This window comes from Eleftheria terrae (assembly GCF_030419005.1).
Lineage (GTDB): Bacteria > Pseudomonadota > Gammaproteobacteria > Burkholderiales > Burkholderiaceae_C > Caldimonas > Caldimonas terrae.
Genome location: NZ_CP106951.1, coordinates 1,888,622 through 1,914,495, shown reverse-complemented (window position 1 = coordinate 1,914,495; position 25,874 = coordinate 1,888,622). Strand labels below are relative to the sequence as shown.

Genomic DNA, 25,874 nt, shown 5'->3' with positions numbered 1-25,874 from the left:
AAACTCCATCAGCTCGCGGGTCGAGGTAGGTGCTTCAGCGCAGTATTTCAGCAGCCTGTTAAGAATCAAGGATCTAGACCGGATGGTCCTGCAGCGCTCGGGATGCGACACAGCACTGCTGGTACGTCACCAAAAACCGAACCGACGCTGCACGTGGGAGGACACGATGCCGACGTGCGCCGGCGTGAGGAAGACGATCTGGACCGATGGGGCTTTGCTTTGTCCATCTGCCGCACCATCAAGGAGACGCCGAAAGGGTGGTCCACTCGTCTCGGCGTCTACGGCCCATGGGGCACGGGCAAAACCAGCGTTCTGAACTTCCTGGAATCGATGGCGCAGGACGATGGGCACCTCGTTGTGCGGTTCTCAGCCTGGCGCGCAACCGGGGAAAGCGGCGTGATCGCCCAGTTCCACGGCGAACTGCTGGAGCAGCTACAGCGTGATGGTGTACCCCCGTCCGTCAAGGCCTGGGCGAAACCACGGGCGCAAGCGTTGGCGGCCAAAGGGCGGGTCGTGCTGGAGCAGGCAGCGAAAGCGGCCGAACAAGTCGGGACCACGACGGGCACGGTCGTCTCAAGCGTCGCAACGGTCGCTGCCATTGTCGCCGGTATGGCGGGCGGCTGGCTGTCGTTCACGGAAAAGGATCTGGCGGAACTGCATCAGTCGCTCGGCGGCCGTCGGCTAGTTGTGTTCATCGACGACTTGGATCGCGCCGATCCGCACGTGGTGCCCAAGACGCTTCTCACGCTGCGCGAATTGCTTGGTTGGCGGGACTTCGCCTTCGTGTTGGCGTTCGACAAGGTGATGGTGGGCAGCGCGCTCGGCGCCTACTCCGTGGCCTTTGGGGAGGCTGCAGAGCAGTTCCTCGAGAAGGTGGTGGACGTCCCCTTCACACTGCCGGCGCCCCGTCCCGAGCAAATTACCCGGTTGGCCCTGAAGGCGCTCTCCGAGTGCTGTCCATTCATCCCATCGGAGGTGCGCCAATCAGTCGCACCGCTGTTCCCTGCAAATCCGCGGCAAGCGAAACTCGTCGTGCGCACCGTCCGGGTCTTGCGCGAGGCAGCTGGCCGACATGATGCGGACGAGTTGGCCTGGCGGGCAATCGTTTTGCAGAGGATGCTGCAAGTCGCGGCGCCGAAGACGGCCGCCCTCGTCGAGACGCGGCTACTGGGGGAAGAGGGCGCCGCGCTGCGGATTGCCGAAGGACGCCGGAGCGCCATGTGGACTGACGTCGAGGCCGCCATCACTGACGCTGAGGAAGCGATGAGCAACGAGACACGGCGCTGGCTGAGGCAAGCCATCGGCGCGCTACTAGCAGCGCGCCATGGCCACTCAAAAGCGAAAATCGACTACGAAATGCAGTTGACCGTTCAGGAACCATCGCTGACCTGGCACGAGTATCGTGCCATGGCGCACGATTGGTGGGAGCTGCGCGATGATGCGAGGATCTAAGCCGAAGTGGCTGAAGGAGACCGCCGCAGCGGTGCCGGTCGGCAAGCGGCAGCTGACGAAATCGTCGCCTGCGCCCTGGAAGAGTACGGCACACGGCTCGAATCCGCCGGCCAGAAGCGTGCCCGCGCTGACTTCGAGCGTTGTCTGCAAGAGGCACAGGAGACGCTGACGCTTCTGGAGCACCTATGGCTTGAATGCGCAATTCCGGAGATTGTCGCCGCCACCCGCTCCTTGCGGTCGTCGACGCGCTTGCTGGGCATCTGCCGCACCTGGCTTGACTTCCGTAGGAACGACGCTGAGCCGGCGATCCGTGATCGAGAGCACCGCTTGTCGCTCGAAGCCGCGCAACGTTGCGGCGATAGGGTAGCGTTGTTCTTCGACACCGGCATGCAGGAGTGGCTCAACGCTCTCAACGTCGCACATGAATGCTCCCAGGTTGAATCGGTTTGGTTGCGTGAGGTGCGGCTACGGCTGACGCCGGCCGTGGTCCATGCGGCCCTGCAGTTCTTTGAGCAACCGTACAGGGTTGCGGCCGTCGCCGCGACCCAGGAGGAGGACGGCGGGCGCTTTGTCTGGTTATTGGACTCGCCGGCTTCTCCCCTGTACCAGGAGCCACATCAATCTCGCCTATTGGAGTTGCTGGAGCGATCCACAACAGTGGAGGACCGGGCCGCCGCCCGAATCATTGCGGACAATGCGTTCGACTACCTGCGGTTGACCAACGCTGTCTTCCGCGGCGGAACCAACATGGTGAAGTTGGCGGCATTCGCCCGGGAGCGGCCCGCGTTGTTTCGAGCTGCATGGGCGGCCACCATCAGCGTCGAGCCGCAGTTCCGCGCCGTGCATTCGCTGATGCACCTTCGGCAGCGTCTGCTCCGCGCAGGGGTCGATGCTGCCCTGCTGAGGGAGCCGGATTGGCTGAGGGTAGCGGAGAACGGCGCTGCGCAACTTCGAACGGATGACACCGACGGTAATGCCGGGCACACCGACGATTTTGCGGAGCCGTCGCGGGGAGAGGGCAACGGTGACGACGTTGCGAAGTCGCGCGCTTGCGTACAGGATGCATGTGTCAACGTTGGTGGCGGCAAGCTACTCGTGGACCAGCTTTCGCAACAAAGCTCTCCGGGACATTCGCACGATGATTGAGAAGGGTTATGCTTTGCGAGCCTATCTGGCAAGCGGCGTGATTGACGAGACGAATTATGGTTGCTAGGTGAAATTTTGAAGAAGACCGCTTTGATTGCCGGCGCGATTGGCGCTGCATTAGTGATACCGATCGTTCTTTGGGTGATTTTTGCCGTCGTTGTTTTCTCAGAGGAAAATTATTACCCGGAGAAAAATTCGTTTGCCTATTTCATGGGACTATCATCTTTTATAAGAGGTGCACCTGATGATGGTTGTCTCGACAAGGCTACGTTTTTTGGGACGGCAGGAGATGGGAATAAGCCCGCTTCTTCTGAACTGTCCTGCATAATCCCGCCCGGAAAGGAAGAATTGTTTTGGGCAAAATATGTTAGGTATATTGAAAAGCAAAACGCTTCTTCCCGTGATGAAGTGGCCGCCAACCTGTATGTCGGCTTCTATGTTCCGGGGGCGGAAGTTGTGAAGGCGAAAAAGCTGCTGATCGATTCGCACGATGAAGGATATCTGATATTGCTTGGCGACGCGGCAAAAAAGAGCTTTTGGATCAAACTGGTTCATTATGACTGAACAGAATTGCATGATGGGGGATCGTGGGAGACCTGGGACATGACAACGAGAGCTGATATTTTCTCTAAACAGCCGGGGGGAGAGTCCCGGCTGGCATACACATGCAATTTGGGTTGGCTTGATTTAGGGCACATGAATCCGAGCGGGCCGGCAGAGCTGTGGAGGAATATGCTTGCAGGTGGGGATGACGCCTACATCATTGATGCCGTCAAGATCAACCCAAGTGCCGCTTTAGCTTTGGCCGCACCCCGCGCAGTTCTATCGAAATTGAACGTGCCGTCTGAGCTGATTGAGAAAAATCGGAAATTTATTACTTTTAGAGACGGCGCAAGAGGCTTTAAGCTTGAATACAAGCAAAGCATGCACAAGAAATTTGGGCCTCGCCGATTTTCAAGAAGCGCGGGAGGTGCCTACCTAATTCGCCAAGGATTGACCTTGGAGCAAAAAAAGTCAGTCGCCTTGGCTATTTACATGGAGGTCAGCCATGGTTTCGAAAGAATGCAGGGTAGCTTCCCTCAAAGTATATTAACTGGCGATAGTAGTTACAGTCAGGAAGATTTAATATCTAATCTGGTGGGATTTCATATTGCAATCGGCACAATCAGCAGGGAAAGTGCGTTGATCGCATCACGTGTGGTCACCGAACAACTCGCCGCGCAGATATGGGACAGGGAGGGTGCTGTTGGCAAGATGAAGAACCTCGAGTTCAAGCCGATGTTCGCAAAAAGCACGGTGAATGCTGCCAGCTTTGTTTCAGTGGACGAGTGCTTGGATCAGCCAAAGATTCCACCTCCCTTTTTGTATAGCGTTAAGCCTGCTCAGAAGGGTGCGCTTTTCATGGACTATCCGCAATTCTGAGCATTGCGTCTGTGGCGTCGGCAGTTGGCTGCTACTCGCGCCCGGCCCGGCTTAACGCGTGCTGTCCCGGTGAGTCAATGACGGCCCGAAGCAGTGGTGCGACGCTTGAAGCGTTGCGCCGGTTTCCGCTATAGCACCGGTTATAACGGACACGAGCCGACGTCGGCTGCCGGCACGCGCGATCGGTGCATCGTAGCGGTACAGATCAAGACGCACCGGTGTTCTTCCGCGGAGAGGCGGCCGATCCGAAGCCCGCAGCGGTCAAGGAGGACGCGGCTCGCTACACCAAGACCCTGGAAAACCGCTCTACTCGACCCTCGCGTAAGTCCGCGTCAGCAAAGCACTTCTGCGTAGGCCAACCGGAAAAAGTCGCCCTACTTTTTAGAGAAGAGAGAGGAAAGGAGAGTCGAAACGAGCCAAAAACGGCAGGGCAGGGTGCAGGCGTGGCCTACGCAGAATGCCCCCGAACCCCGCGCCGTTGCGGGATTCGCCCAAAGCAAAACGCCCAACGGAGAACCGTTGGGCGTTGTGTTCTGGTGCACGAAAAGAGGGCCAAGGCAAACCTTCCTCTCAAGCTCCTGCGGGGGGGCGGCCGATTCGCCAGTTGCCTGTGTTCGACTGCAGGAGAAAAATGATGAACACCGGTTTGAAGGTCGATCTGCAGACTCGGTGAGGGTCGTGGCGGGACGCTTCGTCTTGACGATCGATCAAGATGTCTTTAAGGCACGAACCGGTAGCCAATGCCTGTCTCCGTGACGAGGTGACGGGGTGCGGCCGGGTCGACTTCGACCTTCTTTCGCAGCTGGCCCATGTAGACACGGAGGTAATGGGTATCCCTGACGTGGCTAGGCCCCCAAACTGACTTCAGCAGCTGGTGGTGCGTCAAGACACAGTGCGGATGCCCAGCCAGATGCGTGAGCAGGCGGTATTCGATTGGGGTGAGGTGCAGGTTCTCTCCGGCCCGCGCCACAGTTCGGCGCGCCAGATCGATCTTGACGTCCGCGAACTCGATGGTCGCGCCGTTGTCGCGCCCGGCGGTGGCGCGGCGGCGCAGGTGCGCGCGGACACGCGCCAGCAACTCGCCGACCCCAAAGGGCTTGACCAAGTAGTCGTCCGCCCCTGCGTCCAGGGCGGCGATCTTGTCGCCTTCATCGGTGCGGGCTGACAGGACCAGCACCGGAGTATCCGACCACCCTCGCAGGTCACGGATCAGCTCCACGCCGTCGCCGTCAGGCAGACCAAGGTCAAGCACAATCATCTCCGGCCTGCGCGAGCCCGCCTCGATCAGCCCCCGTTGTACGCCGTCGGCTTGGTAGACCTCGAAGCCCTCCCGCTCAAGGGAAAGGCAGACGAACCGGCGGATCTCGGTCTCGTCCTCAACCACCAGCACACGGGGTGTTGGCTCGCTCATGCATCGTCTCCTAACCTGTTTCCCCTTCAGCCGTCTCCATCTGAGGCGGCTCGCCGCGCGGCAACTCGACGGTGAATCGCGCGCCGCGGCCCGCCCGTGTCTGGCCGCTGATGGTGCCGCCATGGGCCTCGACGATCGCGCGACAAATCGCCAGCCCCAACCCAACGCCGGGCGTCGCGCTTTCTTTGCGCCCTCGCTCGAACATCTGGAACATCGATTCCTCCCGGTGCCGGGGCAATCCCGGCCCGTGATCGTCCACCATCATTCTGACGCGATGGCTGTCCACGTCGGCGCCAATCTCAATCGGACTCCCGTCAGGCGTGTACTTCACGGCGTTCTCGAGCAAATTGCATAGCACGCGCTCGAACAGGCTGGCGTCCAGGTGCAGCAGGGGCAGGTCGTCTGGCAGCACCACCCGCACCCGTCCTGGCTCCAGCGTGCCGGCCATGGCCTTCAGGGAACTGCCGATCACCTCTTCGAGTGGCACCCACTGCCGGTTAAGAATGACCGTGCCGGACTGCAGTCGTGCCATATCCAGCAGGTTGTTCACCAGCGAGTTCATGCGCAGCGCCGCCTGGCGCATGGCTTCGGCGAGCTCGGCTTGCCGGCCTTGCGGCGGCGGTTGCGTCATCGCGAGGGAATCGGCCATACCCACCAGCGCGGCCAGCGGCGTGCGCAGATCGTGCGAGATCGCCGACAGGAGTGAGTTGCGAAGCCGCTCCGACTCCATCTGCACGGTGGTGGCCTGCGCGACCTCCACATAGTGAATGCGCTCCAGCGACATGGCCAGGAGCGAAGCGCAGGTGTCGAGCAGGCGACGCTGTTCCGGGCCCGCCGGGCGCGCCGGATGGCGTGGTTCTATCGCGAGTACTCCGCGCATGCGCATCGGTGCCTTCAACGGCAGGTACAGGATCGGTGCAGCTGGAAGCGTGTGGGTGCCGTATCCCGCCGCCTCGGCATGGTTGAAGGCCCACTGCGCAATGCTGGGATCCACGTTGGCCGGCAGGTCCGCCGCCGGGACGGGGGCGCCAATCCTGTCCTCTGGGTCGGCCACCATGACTGCGACACGTGCGCCGAACTCCGACTGCAAGAATCTCGCAGCGATCTCTGCCACCTGCTCAGTCATCAGCGCAGCGGACAAGTCGCGCGACAGCTCGTACAGTGCCCGCACGCGCTCTTCACGCAGGTTGGCCACCTGGGCCTGGAACTTCAGGCCAGCCGTGAGCTGCGCGATGACCAACGCGACGGCCAGCATCACGGCGAATGTGAGCAGGTACTGCGCGTCGTGGACACTGAAGGTGAAGCGCGGCGGGACGTAGAAAAAGTCAAATGCGGCGACGCTGAGGAAGGCGGCCATCACCGCCGGCCCCCGGCCGAAGCGCACTGCCACAAACACCTCGGCCAGCAGGAAGATCATGACGATATTGGCCAAGTCCAACACTGAATGCAGCGGCGCGGCCAGCAACGCGACGGCCGCGCAGACGACAGCGCTCCAGGCATATGGCGGCCAGACGTTCTGCTTGGGCAGCGTTTCTCCCTGCATCGTTGGCCCGGTTCCGAATGGCTGCGGCTTGCCCCCTGGGCCCGCCGGCAGCGCGATCTGGATCACGTCCAGATCGCGGCCCATCGCCCCGACCGCCCCCGCCAGCGTGGTGCGCCACGGAGGCACCCAGCGACCCGTGTCGCGGCCGAGCACGACGCGCGACAGGTTGTGCTCATGTGCGTACTTCACGATCACGGACGCTAGCGAGCCGCCGGCCAGCGTGGCGGTGGACGCGCCAGCGTCTTGCGCCAGCTTCAGAACGCGCAGAATGCGCTGGCGCGCCATGTCGGGCAGGCGCTGTAGCTTCGGCGTTTCGACGTAAACACAGTGCCAGGGCACGCCGAGCTGCGCTGCCATCCGGGCGGTGGCACGCACCAGCTTCTCGGAGCGTTCATCCGGGCCGATGCCCAGCAGCAGCGACTCGCGCGTCTGCCACACCGGCGCGACCGCCCGGGTGCGACGGTACTGCAGCATCTCGTCGTCCACCCGATCGGCCGTGCGGCGCAGCGCGAGTTCGCGTAGGGCAATCAGGTTGCCCTTGCGGAAGAAGTTGCGCACCGCCGTGGCGGCCTGCTGTGGCAGGTAGACCTTGCCTTCCCGGAGCCGCTGCAGCAGGTCGTCGGGTGGCAGGTCGACGATCACCACCTCGTCGGCCTCGTCGAACACGCGGTCGGGCACCGTCTCCCAGACGCGGATGCCGGTGATGCCGCTGACCACGTCGTTCAGGCTCTCGAGGTGCTGCACGTTCATCGTCGACCAGACGTCGATACCGGCCTTCAGCAGTTCCTCCACGTCCTGCCAGCGCTTGGGATGGCGGGAGCCAGGCACGTTGGAGTGCGCCAGCTCGTCTAGCAGGAGCAGCCGTGGCTTGCGGGCGAGCGCGCCATCAAGATCGAACTCCTGCAGCGTCTTGTCCCGGTAAGCCACCTCCTTCATCGGGAGCCGATCCAATCCATCAACCAGTGACCGGGTCTCCGCACGGCCATGCGTCTCGACCACGCCGATCGCCACCTCGACCCCCTGCCGGTGCTGTTCACGGGCGCCCAGCAGCATCGCGTAGGTCTTGCCGACGCCCGCGCAGGCGCCGAAAAAGATCTTCAGGCGGCCTCGGCCGGCGTGCGCCGCCTCCTCCTGAATACGCGCGAGCAATTGATCCGGGTCGGGGCGGCTGTCGGTCATGCGGAAGAATTATTTCAGAGCCACCCTGAAGGCCGGACGCACGGCTTCAAGGACGAGCCGTTTGATCAAGGGCGAGATTCAGGGCCAGCACGTTCACACGCACTTCGCCGAGTACGCCCCACAAGCGGCCCTCGGTGTGCCGGGCGATCAGCGACGCCACCACCTCGGGTGCCAGCCCCCGCACCCGGGCCACCCGTGCGGTCTGGTACTGGGCAGCGGCCACGCTGATGTGCGGATCTAGGCCGCTGCCCGAAGCGGTGACGAGGTCCACCGGCACCGGGGCTGTGTTGCCGGGGTCGGCGGCCTTCAGCGCTCCGACCCGCTTCTGCACGCCGTCCACCAGCGCCGGGTTCAGCGGCCCCTGGTTGGAGCCGGTGGAGGCACTGGCGTTGTAGGGCATCGGCGCGGTGGCCGACGGGCGACCCCAGAAGTACTTCGCGTCGGTGAAACTCTGGCCGATCAGCGAGGAGCCCACCGGCTTGCCGTCCCGGACCACCAGGCTGCCTTGGGCCTGCTCGGGAAACGCCAGGCGCGCGATACTGGTCACGGCCAGCGGATAGACGACGCCGGTCATGACCGTCAATACGGCAAACAGGCTCAGGGCGGGACGAAGTTGGCTGGTCATGTCATTGCTCCGGTCAGACGAGGCCCGCGGTGCTGAGCACCCAGTCGATGGCCTTGATCCCGATGAAGGGCACGATCACACCACCCAGCCCGTAGATCAGCAGGTTCCGCCGCAGCAGCGTGGCGGCTCCCAGGGGTCGGTAAGACACGCCCTTCAAGGCCAACGGAATGAGGAAGACGATGATCAGCGCATTGAAGATCACGGCCGACAAGATGGCCGACCGGGGGCTGGCCAGCTGCATCACGTTCAGCGCACCAAGCTGCGGGTAGGTCGCGACAAAGGCCGCCGGGATGATGGCGAAGTACTTCGCGATGTCGTTCGCGATACTGAAGGTTGTGAGCGAGCCGCGTGTCATCAACATCTGTTTGCCGGTCTCGACCACCTCGATCAGCTTGGTGGGATTGCTGTCGAGATCCACCATGTTGCCGGCCTCCTTAGCGGCCTGCGTGCCGGAGTTCATGGCCACCGCCACATCGGCCTGCGCGAGCGCGGGTGCGTCGTTGGTGCCGTCGCCGGTCATCGCAACCAGCCGGCCCTCGGCCTGGTGCTGGCGAATCAGCGCCAGCTTCTGCTCGGGCGTGGCCTCGGCCAGGAAGTCGTCCACGCCGGCCTCGGCGGCGATCGCCGCGGCGGTGAGCCGGTTGTCGCCGGTGACCATGACAGTTTTGATGCCCATGCGGCGCAACTCGGCGAAGCGCTCCTTGATGCCGCCCTTGACGACGTCCTTCAGCTCGATGACGCCCATCACCCGAATGCCGTCCGCCACCACCAGCGGTGTGCTGCCGCGGCGGGACACGTCGTCCACCACGGCCAACACCGGAGCCGGAAAGCGGCCGCCTTGTGCCTCGACGTGGCGGCGGATCGCATCCGCCGCGCCCTTGCGCACCTGGCGCACCTGGGCAGCCTCCGTGTCGCCCGGCTCCGCTCTCGGCAAATCGACCCCGCTCATGCGTGTCTGGGCCGAAAAGTGCACGAAGTGCGCATCCAATGCCTGGATGTCGCGCTCACGCAGGTTGTACTTCTGCTTGGCCAGCACGACGATGCTGCGGCCTTCCGGGGTCTCGTCGGCCAGCGACGCCAGTTGCGCCGCATCGGCCAGTGCGCCCTCCGTCACGCCCGGTGCCGGCAGGAACGCGGACGCATGGCGGTTGCCCAGCGTGATGGTGCCGGTCTTGTCGAGCAGCAACACGTCCACGTCGCCCGCAGCTTCTACCGCGCGGCCGGAGGTGGCGATCACGTTGGCCTGCATCATGCGACTCATGCCGGCGACGCCGATGGCTGACAACAGGCCGGCGATGGTGGTGGGGATCAGGCACACCAGCAGCGCGACCAGCACCGCCACGCTGACCGGCGCGCCTGCCTGCACCATATCGACTGCGAACAGCGAGTACGGCAGCAGCGTGACGGTGACGGCAAGGAACACAAGGGTCAGGGCCACGAGCAGGATGGTCAGCGCGATCTCGTTGGGCGTCTTCTGGCGCTTGGCGTTCTCGACCATCGCGATCATGCGGTCGACAAAGGTTTCGCCGGGGTTGGCCGTCACCCGCATGACGATCCAGTCGGACAGAACGCGCGTGCCGCCAGTGACGGCGGAGAAGTCGCCACCGCTCTCGCGGATCACCGGCGCAGACTCCCCGGTGATGGCACTCTCGTCAACCGAGGCCACGCCTTCGATCACCTCGCCGTCCGCCGGGATGACATCGCCGGCCACCACGAGCACGACGCTTCCCTTCTTCAACTCATTCGATTCGATGGGGTGCCATGGCGCCCCATGGCGCGGCTCGTCCAGCAGCTTGGCCCAAGTTTGCTGCTTCAGGCTGCGCAGCGACGCCGCTTGGGCCTTGCTGCGGCCCTCGGCCATCGCCTCGGCGAAGTTCGCGAAAAGGACAGTGAACCAGAGCCAAAGCGCGATCGCGAGGACAAAGCCGGCCGGCGCATCGCCGTGGCCGCCGAGCGCGTGCAGAAACAGCCCGGTGGTAAAGACGCTGCCAACATAGACGACGAACATCACCGGATTGCGCCATTGCACGCGAGGGTCGAGCTTGGTGAACGATTCGACGATCGCCTGGCGGACCAGCAGCGGGTCGAACAGCGTAAAGGTCTTGCGAGTCATGTGATTCTCCGCGTCCCTATTTCCAAAGCACCAGGTGCTCGATGACGGGACCCAGTGCCAGCGCCGGCACGTAGTTCAGCAGGCCGACAAGCAGCACAGTTCCCACGAGCAGCCCCACGAACAGGGCACCGTGCGTCGGCATCGTGCCGCTGGTGGCCGCCACCCGCTTTTTGGCGGCCAGCCCGCCGGCAATGGCCAGCACCGGCACAATCACGCCGAAGCGGCCAAACCACATGGCGAGGGCCAGCAGGGTGTTGTAGAAGGGCGTGTTGGCGCCGAGGCCACCGAAGGCGCTGCCGTTGTTGTTGCCGGCCGAGGTGAGGGCATACAGGATCTCCGAGAATCCGTGGGCGCCCGGGTTGCCGAGCGTGGCTTGGCCGGCGTCGCTGGTCACGGCGACCGCGGTGCCTGCCAGCACGATCAGCGGCGTGACGAGGATGGCCAGCGAGGCCATCTTCATTTCGTAGGCTTCGATCTTTTTGCCCAGGTACTCGGGCGTGCGACCGATCATCAAGCCGGCAATGAACACAGCCAGGATCGCAAAGGTCAGCATGCCGTACAAGCCCGTTCCGACACCGCCAAACACGACCTCACCCAGCTGCATGTTGATCAGGGGCACCATACCGCCCAGCGGGGTGAACGAGTCGTGCATGCCGTTGACGGCGCCGCAGGAGGCGGCGGTCGTGATGGTGGCAAACAGCGCAGTGTCAGCGATGCCGAAACGGACTTCCTTGCCTTCCATATTGCCGCCGGCCTGCGTGCCGGCGGCTGTCTGGTCGACGCCCAGCGTCGCGAACTGCGGATTGCCCTGCTGCTCGAAGTGGGTGGCGGCGAGGGCGCCAGCGACCCACATCACCGCCATGGCGGCAAACACCGTCCAGCCCTGCCGCCGGTCCTGCACCATGCGCCCGAAGGTGAAGCACAGGGCGGCCGGGATCAGGAAGATGGCCAGCATTTGCGCCAGATTGGACAGCGCCGTCGGGTTCTCGTACGGGTGGGCGGCGTTCGCGTTGAAGAACCCCCCGCCATTGGTCCCTAGCAGCTTGATCGCGACCTGCGAGGCCGCCGGCCCCATCGGCAGGGTCTGCTTGTCCAGGCGATGCACTGCCGTCAACCGCTCGCCGCGGCCGCCCTGGACCGGCTGGCCCGCCGCGTCAAGCTGGGGCGCCTCGTAGCTGTTGGCCTCGATGGTGTGGACTTCCTTGTAGGCCTCGAAGTTCTGCACCACCCCTTGCTGCACCAGGAACAGGGCGAGTACAAAAGACAGGGGCAGCAGGATCCACAGGGTCGCCCGGGTCAAATCGACCCAGGCGTTGCCGATGCCCCTGGTACTGTGGCGGACGAAGCCGCGGATCAAGGCGACCACGACCGCGACGCCGGTCGCGGCCGACAGGAAGTTCTGAACCGCCAAGCCCAGCATCTGGGTCAGGTAGCTCATCGTCGACTCACCACCATAGCCCTGCCAATTGGTGTTGGTGACGAAACTCACCGCCGTGTTGAACGAAGAGTCGGGCGCGACGTTGCCGAAGCCCTGCGGGTTCAGCGGTAGCCAGGCCTGTAGCCGCTGCAGCAGGTACAGCGCCAGCAGGCCAAGGGCGTTGAACAACAGGATGGCCAGGGCATATTGCAGCCAGCCCATCTCGGCGTCGGCCCTGATCCCGCAGAGCCGGTAGACCGCACCTTCGGCGCGGCCGGCGAACGCCAGCCGGCCGTCCATCGCCTTGGCGATGTAGTGCCCGAGCGGTACCGCCAGCAGCACCAGCAGCACGCCGTAAACGGCGAGCAAGCTCCACGCGTGTGCGGTCATGAGAACCTCTCGGGGAACACCAGTGCGGCGGCAAGATAGACCAGCAGCCCACACGCAACGAGGCCGCCGACGACGTACAACGAGGTCATGGCTGGGCTCCTCCCAGTTTCGCGCAGCCCCTGGCGATCGCTACGAACAGGAGCCAGAAGGCCGCGCCGAGCGCGACATAAACGACATCCATCGGGACGCCCTCCTTCTAAGATGGGGGAATCCTAGAAAGACGCGCATAAAGATGTCGGCAATTTGTAGGTCGCCGGCATCAAGGCCGTATAAAGACGCGAGCGCAGGTGGCGGCCCAGCCCGGGGTGGGGCGGCGCCTCGTCATGCGTCCAGGGGCTATCCCTCCCCGGGACGCGAGAGGTGGCTACGAGTGGCCCGGGGGGGGCGCATCGACGCGCCGAAGTCAGCGGCCCAGTGCTGTCGGGCAGCGACTGCAATGTCGTCGACTGAAGAGCATCGTCGCCTGACAGAGGTGTGCGATGCCTGTCGCCACCGCCTCTCTCTGCACGGTCGCCCTAGAGCCAACCTGCGCGTCGGAAGCGCCAGAACAGGCCCCCGCATGCCGCCGCCATCGTCCCGAGTGCAAGCGCATAGCCGTACTGCAGCTTGAGCTCTGGCATGTGCTCGAAGTTCATCCCCCAGACGCCGGCCAGCGCGGTCCACACGCCAAAGATGGCCGCCCAGGACGCGAGCCTCTTGGTGACCACGTTCTCCTCGATGCTCGTCATCGACAGGGTCACCTGGATCGCCGTGTTGATGGTGTCGCGTATCGTGTCGATCGACCCGTTGATACGTGCAAGGTGGTCCATGACGTCCCGGAAGTACTCTTGCATGCCTGCCACCAGCGGAGGCACGCGCGATCCTTGCAGCTCGCTCATCGCTTCCAACAGCGGGGCGACCGCCCGGCGTAGCACCATGAGGCGCCGCTTGAGCCGGTACAAGCGTTCGATATTGGCCCTCGCGCTGCCTTTCCCGAAAATGTCGTCCTCGATCATTTCCAGCTCCTCTTCCAGGAGGTCCAGCACAGGAAAGTAGCGGTCGACTACCGCGTCCATCAGCGCGTAGAGGACGAACCCGGGTCCGTGGCGCAGCAGTTCGGGTTCGGCCTCGGCCCTGCGACGCACTCCCAGGAAGTCGAGGGTGCTGCGGTTCCGCACCGACAGCACGAAGTTCGCCCCGGCAAACACGGCGACCTCGCCAACGCAAAGATCGGCGTCGGCCGCAGTGCCCGTTCCCACTAGGTGCATCGACAGAAAAAGGCAGCTGCCGTACTGCTCCACCTTGGGCCGTTGCTGGCCATGAACGGCATCCTCGACCGCCAGGTCATGCAGGTTGAACTCATCCTGCATCTGGCGCAACTCCTCAGGGGCGGGGTCCTTCAGCGCCACCCACACAAAGTGCCCTGGCATCGCCAGGTAATCGTTGATGGCTTCGACCGGGATGTCGGCAACCTTGACTCCCTCACGATATGCGACGCAGTTGATCAACATGGAAGAGCCCTCAACGGAACCCGAGGGGTTCCGGCTGGAAAGAAGGAGGCGAGACCCGATGCGAGAGGCGGTCCCTCAGATCTCGACCTGTGCACCGACCTCGACAACACGGTTGGGCGGCAGACACAGAAAGTCAGCAGCCCCGGACGCGTTGTGATGGAGGTTGGCGAACAGCTTCTCGCGCCACATCGCCATCCCTGCGTTGCCGAACTTGGGAAGCACCAGTTCGCGGGACAGGAAGTAGGACGTTCGCATCTCGTCCAGCTCGACACCATGCTGACCAAGCTGGCATAGAGCCTGCGGCACGTCCGTCTCTTCCTTGAAGCCGAAGTGAAGGACGAGCTTCCAGCAATCCCTGCCCAGCGATTCGATCACAAGGCGACGCTCTGGGGCGACCACCGGGACCTGATGATGCCGTACGGTCACGAATAGGTTCTGCGCATGGAGCACCTGGTTGTGCTTCAGATTGTGCAGCAGCGCATTCGGTGCAATGTCCTCTTCCGCGGTAAGGAAGACGGCTGTACCGGGCACGCGGACCGGCTCCCCCAGGAAGACCGAGTCCAGGAACTCCTTCAACCCCGTGGAAGACGTTCTCAGCTTCTCACTCAGGATCTCCCGCCCGTCCCTCCACGTCAGCATCAGCGCGAACATGGCGGCACCAATCATGAGCGGGAACCAGCCGCCGTGGAACAGCTTGAGCATGTTGGAGGCGAAAAACGCGACGTCGATAACAAAGAAGAACACCGTCGCACCGATGGCCAGCCACAACGGGTAACGCCAGCCGTAGCGGACCACAAAGAAGGTCATGATCGTGGTGATCGTCATGTCCAAGGCGACCGCAATGCCGTACGCGGAGGCGAGGCTGGTGGACGTCTCGAAGAGGACCACGGCCAGCACAATCAGTACGTACAGTCCCCAGTTGATGAACGGCACGTAGATCTGGCCGACGTCACTGGCGGACGTATGCAGCACCTGCATCCGCGGCAGAAAGCCGAGCTGGATCGCCTGCTTCGTGACGGAGAACGCCGCTGAAATCAATGCCTGCGATGCGATCACCGTGGCCGCCGTCGCCAGGATGACCAAGGGCACGCCGGCCCAGTCCGGCGCCATCTTGTAGAACGGGTTGTCCACCGCAGTGGGTTGCTGCAACAGCAGGGCCCCCTGTCCGAAGTAATTGACCACGAGAGCAGGCATCACCAGTCCATACCAGGCGAGGCGAATCGGCCGCTTGCCAAAGTGGCCCATGTCGGCATAGAGCGCTTCGCCGCCGGTGACGACCAGGATCACGGCCCCGAGCGCCACGAACGCCGTGGCCTTGAAATGCAGGAAGAACTCCAGCGCGTACAGCGGGTTCAGCGCCTTGAGCACGCCTGGGGCACTCAGCACATGGGGCAGGCCGAGCGCAATCAACACTGTGAACCACATTAGGGTGACCGGGCCGAAGAACCGCCCGATGCCACCGGTGCCGAAACGTTGGACGACGAAAAGCCCGGTGAGCACCAGCAGGGTGACGGGCAAGACGTAGGATTTCAGCGGCGGGGCGACGACCTGCAATCCCTCGACGGCGGACAACACCGAGATTGCGGGTGTGATGACCCCGTCGCCGTAGAACACCGCCGTCCCGAACAATCCGGCGAGCAGCAGCACTTCGCGCAACCGTGGCTTGTCCTTCACCGCGGTCGTCGCGAGGGCGAGCATGGCGATCAGTCCACCTTCGCCATTGTTGTCGGCCCTGAGGATCAGCAGCACGTACTTCAACGAGACGATCACCGTCATCGTCCAGAAGATCAGTGACAGGACGCCGAGGATGTTGTCCGGTGTGGGCGGGACATGGCCGGCATGGAATATCTCTTTGAGTGCATACAGGGGGCTCGTGCCGATATCCCCGTAGACAACGCCGAGTGCGCCGAGCGTCAGAGCGGCAAGATTTTTGTGAGTATTCGAATCTGACATCGAAATGGCCTAGTGGGCAAAAGGCAGCACGCATTGTGCACGGCTGCAGCACCTCGGTTTGCTGCCTCAGACGGGACGGAGCGCATTGATGCTCCCGCGAGTGAAGATACACCGCGCCCACCTGCGGAAGGGGAGTTGAGACGACTGCCGGGCGGTGTTGTGCCTGAATGCGTCAGCTGTTGCGCGTGACGCCTTCTTGGCCGGGCCGCGGGGCGACGGCGCGACGCTTCCGGATCGGTGAATTTGCACTTGCACCGCTGGCTCCGATCGCCGCAGGGCAAGAAGGTCGCCGCGGGAGTTCGTGGGACCGCCCCGCATTTGAACCGACCGCTAGAAGCTCGAACAACTTCAAGGGGCAGTTCATCCCGGGGCGATTCAGTAGACGTCAACCGCTGCCGTGCAGTGCCCAGCGCGCTAGGCACCGGCTCCCACTGCAGCGCCCGTCAGAGCGTGAGGAACGCACAGACGAATCACAGGGGAACCGCTACCATGCGCGCGGTTTTGCTGTGAAGTAAGTAAATGCATATGAGATTTGCCTTCCTAGGGGTCGGTGCCGCCCTCGTTCTCTCTACCATGGGCGCTACAGCGGCCGAGCCCGAGGTCCGCGGCGCGGGTGCTAGCTTTCCTGCAAAGGTGTACAGCCGGTGGGGCGAGGCTTTTGCGCGTGAATCAGGGGTACGCGTCAGCTATGCCGCAACCGGTTCAGGTGCCGGTGTGCGCGAGATGGCAGCCCGGCGCATCGACTTTGGCGCCAGCGATTCGCCACTGGACGTCCAGAAGCTGAGCAAGGATCGCCTGATCCAGTTCCCGACCATGGTGGGCGGCCTGGTTCCTGTGGTCCAACTGGAAATTGCCGGCGGCCAGCGTCTGCAGCTGACCGGTCCGGTGCTCGCTGCCATCATGCAGGGTGAGGTCCGGGTCTGGAATGATGCCCGCATCGCTGACCTGAACCGTGGCCTCGTGCTGCCAGCGCTGCCGATCCGACGGGTCGTGCGGGCGGATGCATCCGGCAGCAGTGAATCGTATACGCGTTACCTCGGCATGGTGTCCGCCAAGTTCGCTGCTGCCGTGGTGCCATCGCTGCAACCGGCTTGGCCGGGTGAGGTCATACGGGTCGAAGGCAGCGACGGCATGAGCAAGGCGATTCGCAACACGCCTGGCGGCATCGGCTACACGTCGTTTGACAGGGTCGACATGGATCAGTTGCGGCCAGTGAAATTGCAGAATCGTGCGGGCAACTATGTCGATGCCTCTCCAGCGGCTTTCCGGGCTGCCGTAACGGCTTCGGGTTTTGCGAGCGCCACCGACAACGAGCCCTCATTGCTTGATCAAGCCGGCCCGCAGAGCTGGCCCATCACCCAAGCGACTTACGTGCTACTGGACGCACAGCCGCCTTCAGCTACAGCAGCGCGCAACACCTTGCGCTTCTTCTACGGTAGCTTCATGAAGGGCGACAAGCTCCTTGATGGCACCGGTTTTGCGCCCCTGCCCACGACCGTGCAGGCGCGGGTGCTGCAGCGTTTTCAGCAGATCCGCCCGCAGGACGGCTCCGACGTGTTGGGAGTACTGCGGTAGACAGCCTCTCGGACCATGGTGGCCACGGCAGCTGCCGTCGTGCCGGACACGCGGCGCCCCTAGCACCGCGGGCATGCGCTGCCCAAGCGCCGGAGTTCTTCGTTGAGCCACCGGCAAGCGGCATCGAACTCGCCACAGAACGCATGACGGCCTAGCGTCACATGGAAGCGACCCTCGTCGTCTTCAATGAATGCCGCAGGTCTCGGACGCAAGCCGGCAGCCGCGCAGAATCGGTCCAGGATGCAGCCAAGCACTGGGGGCGGCAGCTTCACGTGAATGGTGGACTGGCCCCGCGTCATCATGGTCCCCAAGATGGTGGTCGCCGGGAGGCGGCTCTGTAGTGCCCATCGCTGGCGGGTGAACGCGACCTGGAACACACCGGCATAGGCTGGACACTCCAGCCCGCGTCATGCGCTGAGGGACTCGACGAGCTGGTCCCACTGTTCGATGTGGATGTCGACTGCTTGTTCGGGTGCGACGACAGAGCCATCACTTCTCCACAACAGGCTGGCGATCTCTGTGGCCACCTGCTCTCCCAGCCAAGGGCGCCGCTCGCGGTAGCGACTCACCGCCCGCTGGACCCATTCTTTCCGTATGCCCGCCCGCATGTTCGATGCTCCTGCACTCCGAGATGATTCACTTCACTTGCCGCGAATAACTATCGGGGAAGAGAGTGTCAACTGCATGAATTGACGGCCAGTCGAGAGATGCGATGGCAGGACTTCCGCGTTACAAGCAAAGGAATTGCAGTGCCTTCCGCTTTCGTCTGCTAGTCTTTTCAGGTGACGAATCGATGACAGGATCTCGACGTGAATAGGTCAGATTCCTTCGCCGATGAAACGGTCTACCGCCGCACTGTCTTGGGGCAGCGAATCCTCGTGTCGGCGCCCGGTTCATTGTCCCGGGAAGAGCGTCGTTTTCTCGGCGTGGTGAACGGCTATACCCAGTTGCGTCCTCTGCTAGATCTAGGCCTCTGCACGGAGGATGTGCGACCGGTTATCCAGCGTTTGCTCGAACGCGGATTGGTCGAAGTATCTCCATTTGAGCCAACGGATCGCTGGTGACTTCACGTCCTTGCTGAGCACTCAGTTTCAAGGACCGCATAGCCGCGTCATTGACGCAAGTACTTCTCCAATTTCGCCTGAAAATCGGCATGCATCTGATTGACCTTTAGGCCCACATCGAAGCCAAGCTCATTTGGAAGAATGGCGTGGACCACAGGGGCATGGCAGTTGACTGCATGCCGCGAGTCGTCGAGCGGCAAGGTAATTGAACACGCGGCACTGCGTCCCCACACGGGGATCGGTTGTTACCGTAACGCTCAGGCCGCCACCGCTGACGTCCAGCATCCGGCCCTCCAGTCGCTCCCCGGACAATAGCTGCAAGACCACAGGCACCCGCAACAGCTTGCGCGTGCTCGCACGGCGCTCGTTGATGCTCAAACTCGTCTCCTCCAAATGCCAGATGACATTTGTACATCGGCCTCGAGCCATTTCGGTCGGTGGGCAGCAGAGATACCGTCTTTCCAGTGATTCGGCTCCGGGCAGCGCCTGGCAGTAATGGCACCTCGGGTGATCCTTGCCGAGGGACCTCTCCGCGCATACGCGCAGCTGCCAGCAACATGAGCTGAAAGGAGGGATCGCACCGGTGACCTTTCAAGAGCCAGCCGTGCGTCGCCGTCTCTGCGGCCTCCACACCGCCGAGGGCTGTGCCAGTCTTTCGAAGGCGCAGCCCTTGCTGCGCTCACCTGACCGCGCTGTGAGGACGCGCAGACGAGGCAAACGCTTGCTCTGCGTCTTCACAGGAGACCGCAAGGCGAACCAAGTCTGTCGCGATGTCGTCACACGGCCTTTCTAGCGTTGCCGCCTTGGGCGACCATTTGGAGAGGGAGCAACGCATCATGACAAGGCCACTGTATCGAGATGCACAGCAAGCGCTTCAGGTGGGTGCGACCGTCTCGCTGCTTCTTCTCCCCTTGAGCAGCAGTGCCGCAGCGGCAAGCACTCGAGGAGGTGAGTTGGACTGGGTGGCGATGGGGGCGACTTTTGCGGCCGGCCTGGCCCTGTTTCTGTGGGCGATTGCCCGTCTGGCGATCAGCCTCCAGGAGGTCGCGGGCGACCGGTTGAAGTCCATGCTGAAGCGAGCCGCGGGTCGCCGGGCAGCAGGGCTGCTTTCCGGCACAGCGGCGACCGTTGTGCTGGATTCGTCATCAGCCACCATCATCCTCGTGATCGCACTCGTGGACGCCCAGCTGATCGGCTTCGCCGAAAGCCTGCCCGTGATCCTGGGTAGCAACATCGGCACCACTTTCTCCAGCCAGGTCTTCGCACTCAATGTCGACCTTTATGCGCCTGTGCTTCTGATCCTTGGCCTGGCGGGTCAATTTCTTACCCGCCACCGTCGAGGTGCTCACTGGAGCGAGCCGGTCTTCTACATGGGCGCCATTCTGTTTGCGCTGACCACGATCGGGCATGCGATGGAGCCACTGGGCCAAAGTGATATGGTCAAGCACTGGCTGAAAGGCTTCTCCGACCCCGTGATGGGTGTATTGGTGGGTGCGGCCGCCACCGTGGCGATTCAGTCCTCCTCTGCGATGATGGCCATCGTCATCACCCTGGCCAGCCAGCAACTCATCGGCCTGGAGGCCGGCTTGGCGCTCATGCTGGGGGCGGAGATCGGCACCTGCGCCGACACCCTATTGGCCACCCTCGGCCGGTCGGCTGCAGCCATCAGGGCTGGCGTCTTCCATCTCGGCTTCAACCTGACGACGGCCGCCGCCGGGGTGGCCCTGTTGGAGCCGCTCACAGCTTTGGCCCGAGCTTCGGCGCACGACGCCGCGCAGCAGATCGCCAATGCACATGTCGCGTTCAATGTGCTCGGAGCGCTCATATTCATTGGCGGCACCCGTGCCGTAGCCCGAATGCTGGTGCGGCTGGTGCCTGAACCAAAACCGTCAGAGGCGCGGCTGAGCCCTGCCGCTGAAACGTAGCAGCCGCCACTCATCCCGAGGCGCCATCGGTCCGTTTGCTCAAAGACGAATGTTGGTTGCTCCAAGGAGCGCACCGTAGTCGCTGTCAAGGGCCGCTGCGGCTCTACCCCGCCATGCGTCGCCGCACTGACCCTGGCCGGCCCGGGTAGCCCTTCTCGCACAGATCAGCCCGCCACCTTCTCGGCATTGCGGAAGGTGCCCCCACCGCGATCCGGCAAGGCCGCATGCTCGGGAGTGCTGAGGGGGAGGACACAGGTCGCGCCGCGCCTGGACAGAACCCCAGCGGGCGTCGGCATCTCCTCGCGCCACCAGACTCGCAAATGCCCGTCCCTTGGCATATACCCAGGAGCGCAACTCTTCTGCGGCGGCCAGCCTGCTTGCGCTCGTTGACCCGGCGGCGCACACGTTGACGTCTGCTGCCGGCCGGAGCGGAGGTTGAAGGCAGGAACACTACCTTGAGCACCGGGCTCACTCGGCAACAGCATGGTCGGTGACAAGCGCGGGGTAAGGAGAAGCAGTGGCAGCTGACGCAACCCGGTGGCTTTCCATGAAACTATGGCCCATGGACTGCAAGCGGGCCGCTGCGAGCCGTGCCAACTGAGGCGACACAGCGGGAAGCGATAACTGACCTTCATGAACTGGGCCGCGGCGCTTTGCGATCTGCACGTGCAACGTCCATGCGTCACCGAGAGATACCACCAGCCGCAGTGGCGCTGCAGAAGCATCACGCAGGGCAAGCTCCGGCCGCATCAAGAAGATGGGCATGTCGGCTTGAGCTGCACAGGCTTGCAATCGGTGGATTTGCGCCGGCCGCACCTGGGGCAGCCAAGCCAGCACGGCACCCAGACCGTCGGCCTTGACCGCTTGCTCGGTTGCCCACAGCCGCTCAGCCGGGATGTCGACACGCACCCGAATCAAGTGGGTTTCAGGAAGGCCAGCCAAACGCAGCCCGGGACAGTAGGGCGCATGGGGCGCCCCCACCAGCCACAAGGGACGCTCTGCGGTCGCCAGCTGGCGCAGTCCCGGCCCGAGCAGTCGCCATTCCGCCAGAGTGGCCTGCGGCTGCAGGATTTCTGTCACCGCGCCCAAGGGCCAACCCCGACCCGGTAGTTCAGCATCCAGGCCCTCGAAGCCGGTACTCACAGTGCGCTGCTCGCCGCACGACAGCTCGGTGCCGCGCCACAGTGAACACTCGATCGCTGGATCGAGTGATTCCAGAACGGTCTCGGCACACCGGTCGGCAGGCACACGTGAGGGAGAGGGAGCGGCGGCAGACATGCGGATACCTGTTTATATATACAGTATCTCACCGCCCCGTCCTTGTCGAGTCAGGCCGATGCCTACACACTCATCGCCAGAAGAACCGCACGCGTTCCCTGGCCAGAGGGTTGGCCGCTGTTGCGGCGCAGCATTTCACATCTTCAGTGAGGTGAGCACATGTGCGTGAGCTACGTCCCGGTTCGCAGCAATCCGCGGCTGCTCGCTGCGTTTGGCATTGGGCTGCAAAGCGAGGACTGGAAGCCGGAGCTGTGGCCGCGCTATCAGGGGCCGATCGTCCGGCGAGATGCCGAGCGCATCGACCTCGGGTTGCAGTCGATCGCCGCGACCTGGGGCCTGCTGCCGTGGTGGGCCAAGGCGCCGAAGATTGGGTGGTCCACCGTCAATGCGCGCAGCGAGGACGTGGAGAGCAAGGCCTCCTACCGGGATGCTTGGAAACGCGGCCAGCGCTGCATCATCCCGATGGAGAGCTTCTTCGAACCGAACTGGGAAAGCGGCCAGCACGTGCGCTGGCGCTTTTGGCGTACCGACGGGGCTCCGATGGGCATCGCCGGCCTGTGGGAGCGGTGGCGCCCGAAGGATCAGGACGGCGAGGAACTGATCACCCTTCACGGCGCTGATCGTCAACGCCAATGCCCATCCCCTCATGCGGCGGATGCACAAGCCAGGCGAGGAGAAGCGGATGATGGCGGTTCTCTCCGAAAACGCCTATGCACAGTGGCTGGAAGCGCCATCGCAGCAAGCACGTTCCCTGCTGACCTTGTATCCGGCCAGCGGTCTCGCAGAAGGCCCGGCGCCGCTCCCTGCGAAGGGTACACAAGCGTTGCCCTGAAGCAGTCCCGCCGTCCATTCCCCTTGCCGCCGATGCGCGGGCAGTGTGTGCCGCCGTCATCCAGCAGCAGCGAGCACCATGGAGCTATCGAGCCGGAACTGATGTGCTTGAGGCGCCGCTCACTGGCCGGAACGTCGAGATCACCGGAGGCGAATCAATTGCCATGCCGTCCTTGACCACAACATGGCCTCCCCGATCGTATTGGGTTGCATCAGTGTCGAGGAAGAACCAAGACGTGCCGCTGAATGGCTGGCTATAGGAGGGAAAGTCGAAGACGGCACAGTCGGCTTGCAAAGTGCAGCCGCCAGAGAGTGTCCCAATGCGCGAGACCGATTGCAGCGATGCTCCGTTGTCCGGGACCCATCCAACATCAAAGGAAAAGGCGGTATGCAGAAAGTTCTCGACAGAGAAGGAGAAGAAGTTGTTGGCCGGCACATCAGAACCTGAGTTGAGCGTGACCCTCCAGTAGAAATTCAACGTGTTGTCGGTGGTCGACCGGGTCACCACCGTTTCCACACTTCCGTTCAGGTTTCGCCAAGGCTCGCTTCCGCCCACGTATTCGGTCAGGTAGAACGAGTCGCTTGACGAGTCGATCCAAGTGCCGACGATCTGAGGATGGGAGTCCGGCAGCCACACGGACCCACCGGGAGGAAGGGGATTGGCGCACAGGCCTGCCGACCCTGCCAGCATGCCAAGCGCGAGCATCAAACGGTGACCGGTTTCCATCATGCACCTCCAGTTTGGCGACTGCTGCACGCTCTCCTCGGGCGCACCATGCAAGCGGATCGAGCGGCAGAGCAGGATGCGGAAGCGCAAACCGACTGCTGAATCGCTCCCCATTCAAGTCTAGGCGGTATTCGCGTACCGTTGCCCCCCATCCAGGGGGGAGGACATGCATGGTTGGGTTGAAGGAAGTTCGCTTTCGCCAGTCACCGTGCGGGCCGCAGCCATCAGCCCGTTTGCGGTGTTGCCGATCGTCCCGGCGTAGAACTGGATGCCGGCATAACAGCGTTGTGATGAGCTGCGGCGACGGAGTGGCCTGACACAGATCGACCTAGCACTGAGAGCCGGCCTTCATCTCAATCAGGCCAGCCCGTTGGAGCGAGGGATCTTGGGGAACTACCGTGTCAACGCTTTTCGCGGTGGCCGACGCGGTTGATATTCCCTCTGACCGGCTTGTCGCCTTAGTGATGGAGAAGATCACCACGGGGCGCCGCGGACGTGGTGCGTGGCGGTAGCGGCACAGCTTGCAGCGAGGTCCCTGGCAGCACTCCGCTGCGATGGCGTAGAAGTTGAGCCTCGGCTTCTCGGCGGATCACCAGTCCTGGCAGGACCCGTCCTCCGCCGTAGACCCAGCGGCGCAGCTCCTCCGCCGCAGCCAGCCAGGCGCGCTCGTTGAGCCGACGGCGCAGGGTCGACGTTTGAAGCCGTCCCGCGCCTAAGTTGAAGGTGAAATCGACGATGGCCGCGAGCCTGCCCGCCGGCTCGGCGGCGAGGACTGGGCAGTAGCGCAGCGTCGCCTGGAGCGCCTGGGCCAGGTCCTGCATCAGATAGGCCTCACCCTCCGCCTCGGTGATCGGCGAGTGGTCCGGTCGGCACAGATGCCCGAAACCGATGGTGTGATATCCAGCAGGGCAGATGTAGGGGTGGGCGCGGCGAAGGGAGTCCTGCGTCGGAACTCGGTGGAAGCCCTCGAAGCGCTTGGCCAGCTCGACAGCCTGCGGCGGCACCTGGATCACGTTAGATGCCTCCACGATTTTCGATGTCGAAGATCGCTCAGCGTTGACTTCGAGATCTTGTACTCAGCACGAATCTGGCTGGAAGATCGAGTGTCCCGCCTGATCGCTAAGACCTGTTCGGAGGTGAGACGCGCACGCGGGTGACACTCACCCGCGGGCCAACGGCGGCGCCCTTTACGCACCATGTCCAGTACGTTCTCGCGTTGGGTTGCGACGAAGAGGTGACGCGGATTGACGCAGGCCCGGTTGTCGCAGCAATGGCAGACGACCAGCCCCTTTGGGATTGGGCCGACCTCCAGTTGATACGCCACTCGGTGTGCGCGCATGAGCGGCTTGCCACCGTCCGCTCCGATACTGCCGTAGCCTCGCGTGTCGATCGAGCCGATCCAGAGCCAGCACTCGTCGTCTCCATGCCGCTGCACTTTTTCCCAGAAACGCTCGGCGAGAGGTCGGGGCTGCCGCCCCTTACGCCCGGCCATTTCGACGCTCCCAGGCCCTCGAAATGAACCAGAAATTCAGCACGCCGGCCCACAGTGCCTGGTCCCCCTCGGTCCAGATCTGCGGGATGCTCAGCTGCCAACTTGTGCCGGCGTTCAATGCAGCCACGAGCACGGCGGCCTTGACGGTGCAATACAGGCCCATGAACGTGTAGGTGATGACCGGGCGGACGCTGGTAGACAGCGCGTCGGCCCATTTGACGCCGGACAGCTGGCCCTGCGCGGCCACCGCTTCCTTCAAGGCCTGCATTGCGCCGACGCCCCAGGCGGCGTCGGCCGCTGCGCCGATCTCGGCCATGCGCTGTGCACCGCGCAGCTGTTCGAATGCAAGTGCCTTGTCCTGCATGGCGAGCTCGTGCCGGCGCTCGCCGGCCCGGTCGAGCCACTTCAGCAGCTCGGGTGCCAACCGGAGAGCGCCACCGAGCAGGCCGCCCAGCAGCGTCTCGATCATTGGCTGCCTCCCCAGGGGTTGAACTTGACGGACGCCCCGATCAGCAGCGCAACCAGCAGGCCGGTGGTGAGCACCTTCACGGCCGTGCGCCAGGCGGTGCGGCGGGTATCCCGCCAGGCTTCAAGCAGGTCCCGCAGTTCTCGGATGTCGCGGGCGGCGTGGCCGTTCTCGAGGCCCAGGTGGGCCAGGACCCGCTCGGCGCCGCGCTCGGCCGCGCGGTCCAGCAGGTCGTCGAAGTCCTCCTTGCTGAGGACCAGCATGTTGTTCACGAGGGAAGGCTTGGTCGGATCGCTCACGTGGATCTCCAGAACGAAACAACCCGCCTCAAGGGCGGGTTGTGTACAGGAAGGGAAGGGCAGGCGAGGGGACGCG

General features: G+C 63.5%; 20 protein-coding genes and 1 pseudogene. 7 read left to right on the top strand and 14 right to left on the bottom strand.

The window, feature by feature from the left end:
• Window positions 1-102: 102 nt before the first annotated feature.
• The 4 genes from N7L95_RS08495 to N7L95_RS08480 all read left to right on the top strand — a co-directional run bounded on the left by N7L95_RS08495 (window position 103) and on the right by N7L95_RS08480 (window position 4,020).
• Window positions 103-1,452: a KAP family P-loop NTPase fold protein gene (locus N7L95_RS08495; RefSeq protein WP_301259385.1), complete on the top strand. Its 1,350-nt coding sequence runs from the start codon at window positions 103-105 to the stop codon at window positions 1,450-1,452.
• Between the two features lie 6 nt (window positions 1,453-1,458).
• Entirely contained in the window at window positions 1,459-2,598 is a 1,140-nt protein-coding gene (locus N7L95_RS08490; RefSeq protein WP_301259384.1) for a hypothetical protein, read from the top strand.
• Between the two features lie 75 nt (window positions 2,599-2,673).
• Window positions 2,674-3,162, top strand: a complete 489-nt coding sequence (locus N7L95_RS08485; protein WP_301259383.1) for a hypothetical protein — start codon at window positions 2,674-2,676, stop codon at window positions 3,160-3,162.
• A gap of 39 nt (window positions 3,163-3,201) precedes the next feature.
• The gene (locus N7L95_RS08480; protein ID WP_301259382.1) at window positions 3,202-4,020 is read left to right on the top strand and encodes a hypothetical protein; all 819 of its coding nucleotides are present in this window, start codon (window positions 3,202-3,204) and stop codon (window positions 4,018-4,020) included.
• Window positions 4,021-4,738: 718 nt separating this feature from the next.
• Here N7L95_RS08480 and kdpE read toward each other — a convergent pair.
• The 8 genes from kdpE to N7L95_RS08440 form a co-directional block, all read right to left on the bottom strand.
• Window positions 4,739-5,431, bottom strand: a complete 693-nt coding sequence (gene kdpE, locus N7L95_RS08475) for a two-component system response regulator KdpE (RefSeq protein ID WP_301259381.1) — start codon at window positions 5,429-5,431, stop codon at window positions 4,739-4,741.
• A 10-nt stretch (window positions 5,432-5,441) separates the two neighbouring features.
• A complete protein-coding gene (locus N7L95_RS08470) occupies window positions 5,442-8,153 on the bottom strand; it encodes a DUF4118 domain-containing protein (protein WP_301259380.1) in 2,712 nt (903 codons plus the stop codon).
• A 46-nt stretch (window positions 8,154-8,199) separates the two neighbouring features.
• Window positions 8,200-8,778 carry a potassium-transporting ATPase subunit KdpC gene (gene kdpC / locus N7L95_RS08465; protein ID WP_301259379.1) on the bottom strand — a complete coding sequence of 193 codons (579 nt, stop codon included), beginning with the start codon at window positions 8,776-8,778 and terminating at the stop codon, window positions 8,200-8,202.
• A 13-nt stretch (window positions 8,779-8,791) separates the two neighbouring features.
• Entirely contained in the window at window positions 8,792-10,891 is a 2,100-nt protein-coding gene (gene kdpB, locus N7L95_RS08460) for a potassium-transporting ATPase subunit KdpB (RefSeq protein WP_301259378.1), read from the bottom strand.
• 16 nt (window positions 10,892-10,907) lie between these two features.
• Complete coding sequence (gene kdpA, locus N7L95_RS08455; RefSeq protein WP_301259377.1) at window positions 10,908-12,698, bottom strand: potassium-transporting ATPase subunit KdpA; 1,791 nt, start codon at window positions 12,696-12,698, stop codon at window positions 10,908-10,910.
• Complete coding sequence (gene kdpF, locus N7L95_RS08450; protein ID WP_301259376.1) at window positions 12,695-12,787, bottom strand: K(+)-transporting ATPase subunit F; 93 nt, start codon at window positions 12,785-12,787, stop codon at window positions 12,695-12,697. The genes kdpA and kdpF overlap by 4 nt, the downstream gene beginning before the upstream one ends.
• 426 nt (window positions 12,788-13,213) lie before the next feature.
• A complete protein-coding gene (corA, locus tag N7L95_RS08445; RefSeq protein ID WP_301259375.1) occupies window positions 13,214-14,188 on the bottom strand; it encodes a magnesium/cobalt transporter CorA in 975 nt (324 codons plus the stop codon).
• 75 nt (window positions 14,189-14,263) lie between these two features.
• A complete protein-coding gene (locus N7L95_RS08440) occupies window positions 14,264-16,141 on the bottom strand; it encodes a potassium transporter Kup (RefSeq protein ID WP_301259374.1) in 1,878 nt (625 codons plus the stop codon).
• Window positions 16,142-16,666: 525 nt separating this feature from the next.
• Here N7L95_RS08440 and pstS point away from each other — a divergent pair.
• Entirely contained in the window at window positions 16,667-17,716 is a 1,050-nt protein-coding gene (gene pstS, locus N7L95_RS08435) for a phosphate ABC transporter substrate-binding protein PstS (protein ID WP_301259373.1), read from the top strand.
• A gap of 2,026 nt (window positions 17,717-19,742) precedes the next feature.
• Window positions 19,743-20,705 (top strand): Na/Pi cotransporter family protein, encoded by a 963-nt coding sequence (locus N7L95_RS08430; protein WP_301260102.1) that lies wholly within the window; start codon window positions 19,743-19,745, stop codon window positions 20,703-20,705.
• Window positions 20,706-21,173: 468 nt separating this feature from the next.
• Here N7L95_RS08430 and imuA read toward each other — a convergent pair whose 3' ends face one another.
• Window positions 21,174-21,983, bottom strand: a complete 810-nt coding sequence (imuA, locus tag N7L95_RS08425; protein WP_301259372.1) for a translesion DNA synthesis-associated protein ImuA — start codon at window positions 21,981-21,983, stop codon at window positions 21,174-21,176.
• Between the two features lie 165 nt (window positions 21,984-22,148).
• Between imuA and N7L95_RS08420 the strand changes: the two genes are divergently transcribed.
• The gene (locus tag N7L95_RS08420; RefSeq protein WP_301259371.1) at window positions 22,149-22,991 is read left to right on the top strand and encodes an SOS response-associated peptidase; all 843 of its coding nucleotides are present in this window, start codon (window positions 22,149-22,151) and stop codon (window positions 22,989-22,991) included.
• On the opposite strand, the gene N7L95_RS08415 is transcribed toward N7L95_RS08420, so the two are convergent.
• The 5 genes and pseudogenes from N7L95_RS08415 to N7L95_RS08395 all read right to left on the bottom strand — a co-directional run bounded on the left by N7L95_RS08415 (window position 22,900) and on the right by N7L95_RS08395 (window position 25,798).
• Entirely contained in the window at window positions 22,900-23,631 is a 732-nt protein-coding gene (locus N7L95_RS08415; RefSeq protein WP_301259370.1) for a hypothetical protein, read from the bottom strand. The two genes, N7L95_RS08420 and N7L95_RS08415, sit on opposite strands and share 92 nt — an antisense overlap.
• A 464-nt stretch (window positions 23,632-24,095) precedes the next feature.
• Window positions 24,096-24,554 (bottom strand): annotated as a pseudogene (locus tag N7L95_RS08410) (lysozyme); the annotation flags it as partial.
• Complete coding sequence (locus N7L95_RS08405) at window positions 24,551-24,880, bottom strand: HNH endonuclease signature motif containing protein (RefSeq protein WP_301260101.1); 330 nt, start codon at window positions 24,878-24,880, stop codon at window positions 24,551-24,553. The gene N7L95_RS08405 and the pseudogene N7L95_RS08410, both read right to left, overlap by 4 nt.
• 139 nt (window positions 24,881-25,019) lie before the next feature.
• Window positions 25,020-25,502, bottom strand: a complete 483-nt coding sequence (locus N7L95_RS08400) for a hypothetical protein (protein ID WP_301259369.1) — start codon at window positions 25,500-25,502, stop codon at window positions 25,020-25,022.
• Window positions 25,499-25,798, bottom strand: coding sequence for a DUF6127 family protein (locus N7L95_RS08395; protein ID WP_301259368.1), 300 nt, complete (start codon window positions 25,796-25,798; stop codon window positions 25,499-25,501). The genes N7L95_RS08400 and N7L95_RS08395 overlap by 4 nt, the downstream gene beginning before the upstream one ends.
• Window positions 25,799-25,874 lie beyond the last annotated feature (76 nt).

What these genes read in the sequence shown, in the direction of transcription:
- kdpF (WP_301259376.1), bottom strand. Translation starts at nt 12,787, where the DNA reads ATGACCTCGTTGTACGTCGTCGGCGGCCTCGTTGCGTGTGGGCTGCTG.
- corA (WP_301259375.1), bottom strand. Translation starts at nt 14,188, where the DNA reads ATGTTGATCAACTGCGTCGCATATCGTGAGGGAGTCAAGGTTGCCGAC.
- kdpC (WP_301259379.1), bottom strand. Translation starts at nt 8,778, where the DNA reads ATGACCAGCCAACTTCGTCCCGCCCTGAGCCTGTTTGCCGTATTGACG.
- pstS (WP_301259373.1), top strand. Translation starts at nt 16,667, where the DNA reads ATGAGATTTGCCTTCCTAGGGGTCGGTGCCGCCCTCGTTCTCTCTACC.
- N7L95_RS08440 (WP_301259374.1), bottom strand. Translation starts at nt 16,141, where the DNA reads ATGTCAGATTCGAATACTCACAAAAATCTTGCCGCTCTGACGCTCGGC.
- imuA (WP_301259372.1), bottom strand. Translation starts at nt 21,983, where the DNA reads ATGTCTGCCGCCGCTCCCTCTCCCTCACGTGTGCCTGCCGACCGGTGT.
- N7L95_RS08405 (WP_301260101.1), bottom strand. Translation starts at nt 24,880, where the DNA reads ATGCGCGCACACCGAGTGGCGTATCAACTGGAGGTCGGCCCAATCCCA.
- kdpE (WP_301259381.1), bottom strand. Translation starts at nt 5,431, where the DNA reads ATGAGCGAGCCAACACCCCGTGTGCTGGTGGTTGAGGACGAGACCGAG.
- kdpB (WP_301259378.1), bottom strand. Translation starts at nt 10,891, where the DNA reads ATGACTCGCAAGACCTTTACGCTGTTCGACCCGCTGCTGGTCCGCCAG.
- N7L95_RS08470 (WP_301259380.1), bottom strand. Translation starts at nt 8,153, where the DNA reads ATGACCGACAGCCGCCCCGACCCGGATCAATTGCTCGCGCGTATTCAG.
- N7L95_RS08495 (WP_301259385.1), top strand. Translation starts at nt 103, where the DNA reads ATGCGACACAGCACTGCTGGTACGTCACCAAAAACCGAACCGACGCTG.
- kdpA (WP_301259377.1), bottom strand. Translation starts at nt 12,698, where the DNA reads ATGACCGCACACGCGTGGAGCTTGCTCGCCGTTTACGGCGTGCTGCTG.
- N7L95_RS08480 (WP_301259382.1), top strand. Translation starts at nt 3,202, where the DNA reads ATGACAACGAGAGCTGATATTTTCTCTAAACAGCCGGGGGGAGAGTCC.
- N7L95_RS08400 (WP_301259369.1), bottom strand. Translation starts at nt 25,502, where the DNA reads ATGATCGAGACGCTGCTGGGCGGCCTGCTCGGTGGCGCTCTCCGGTTG.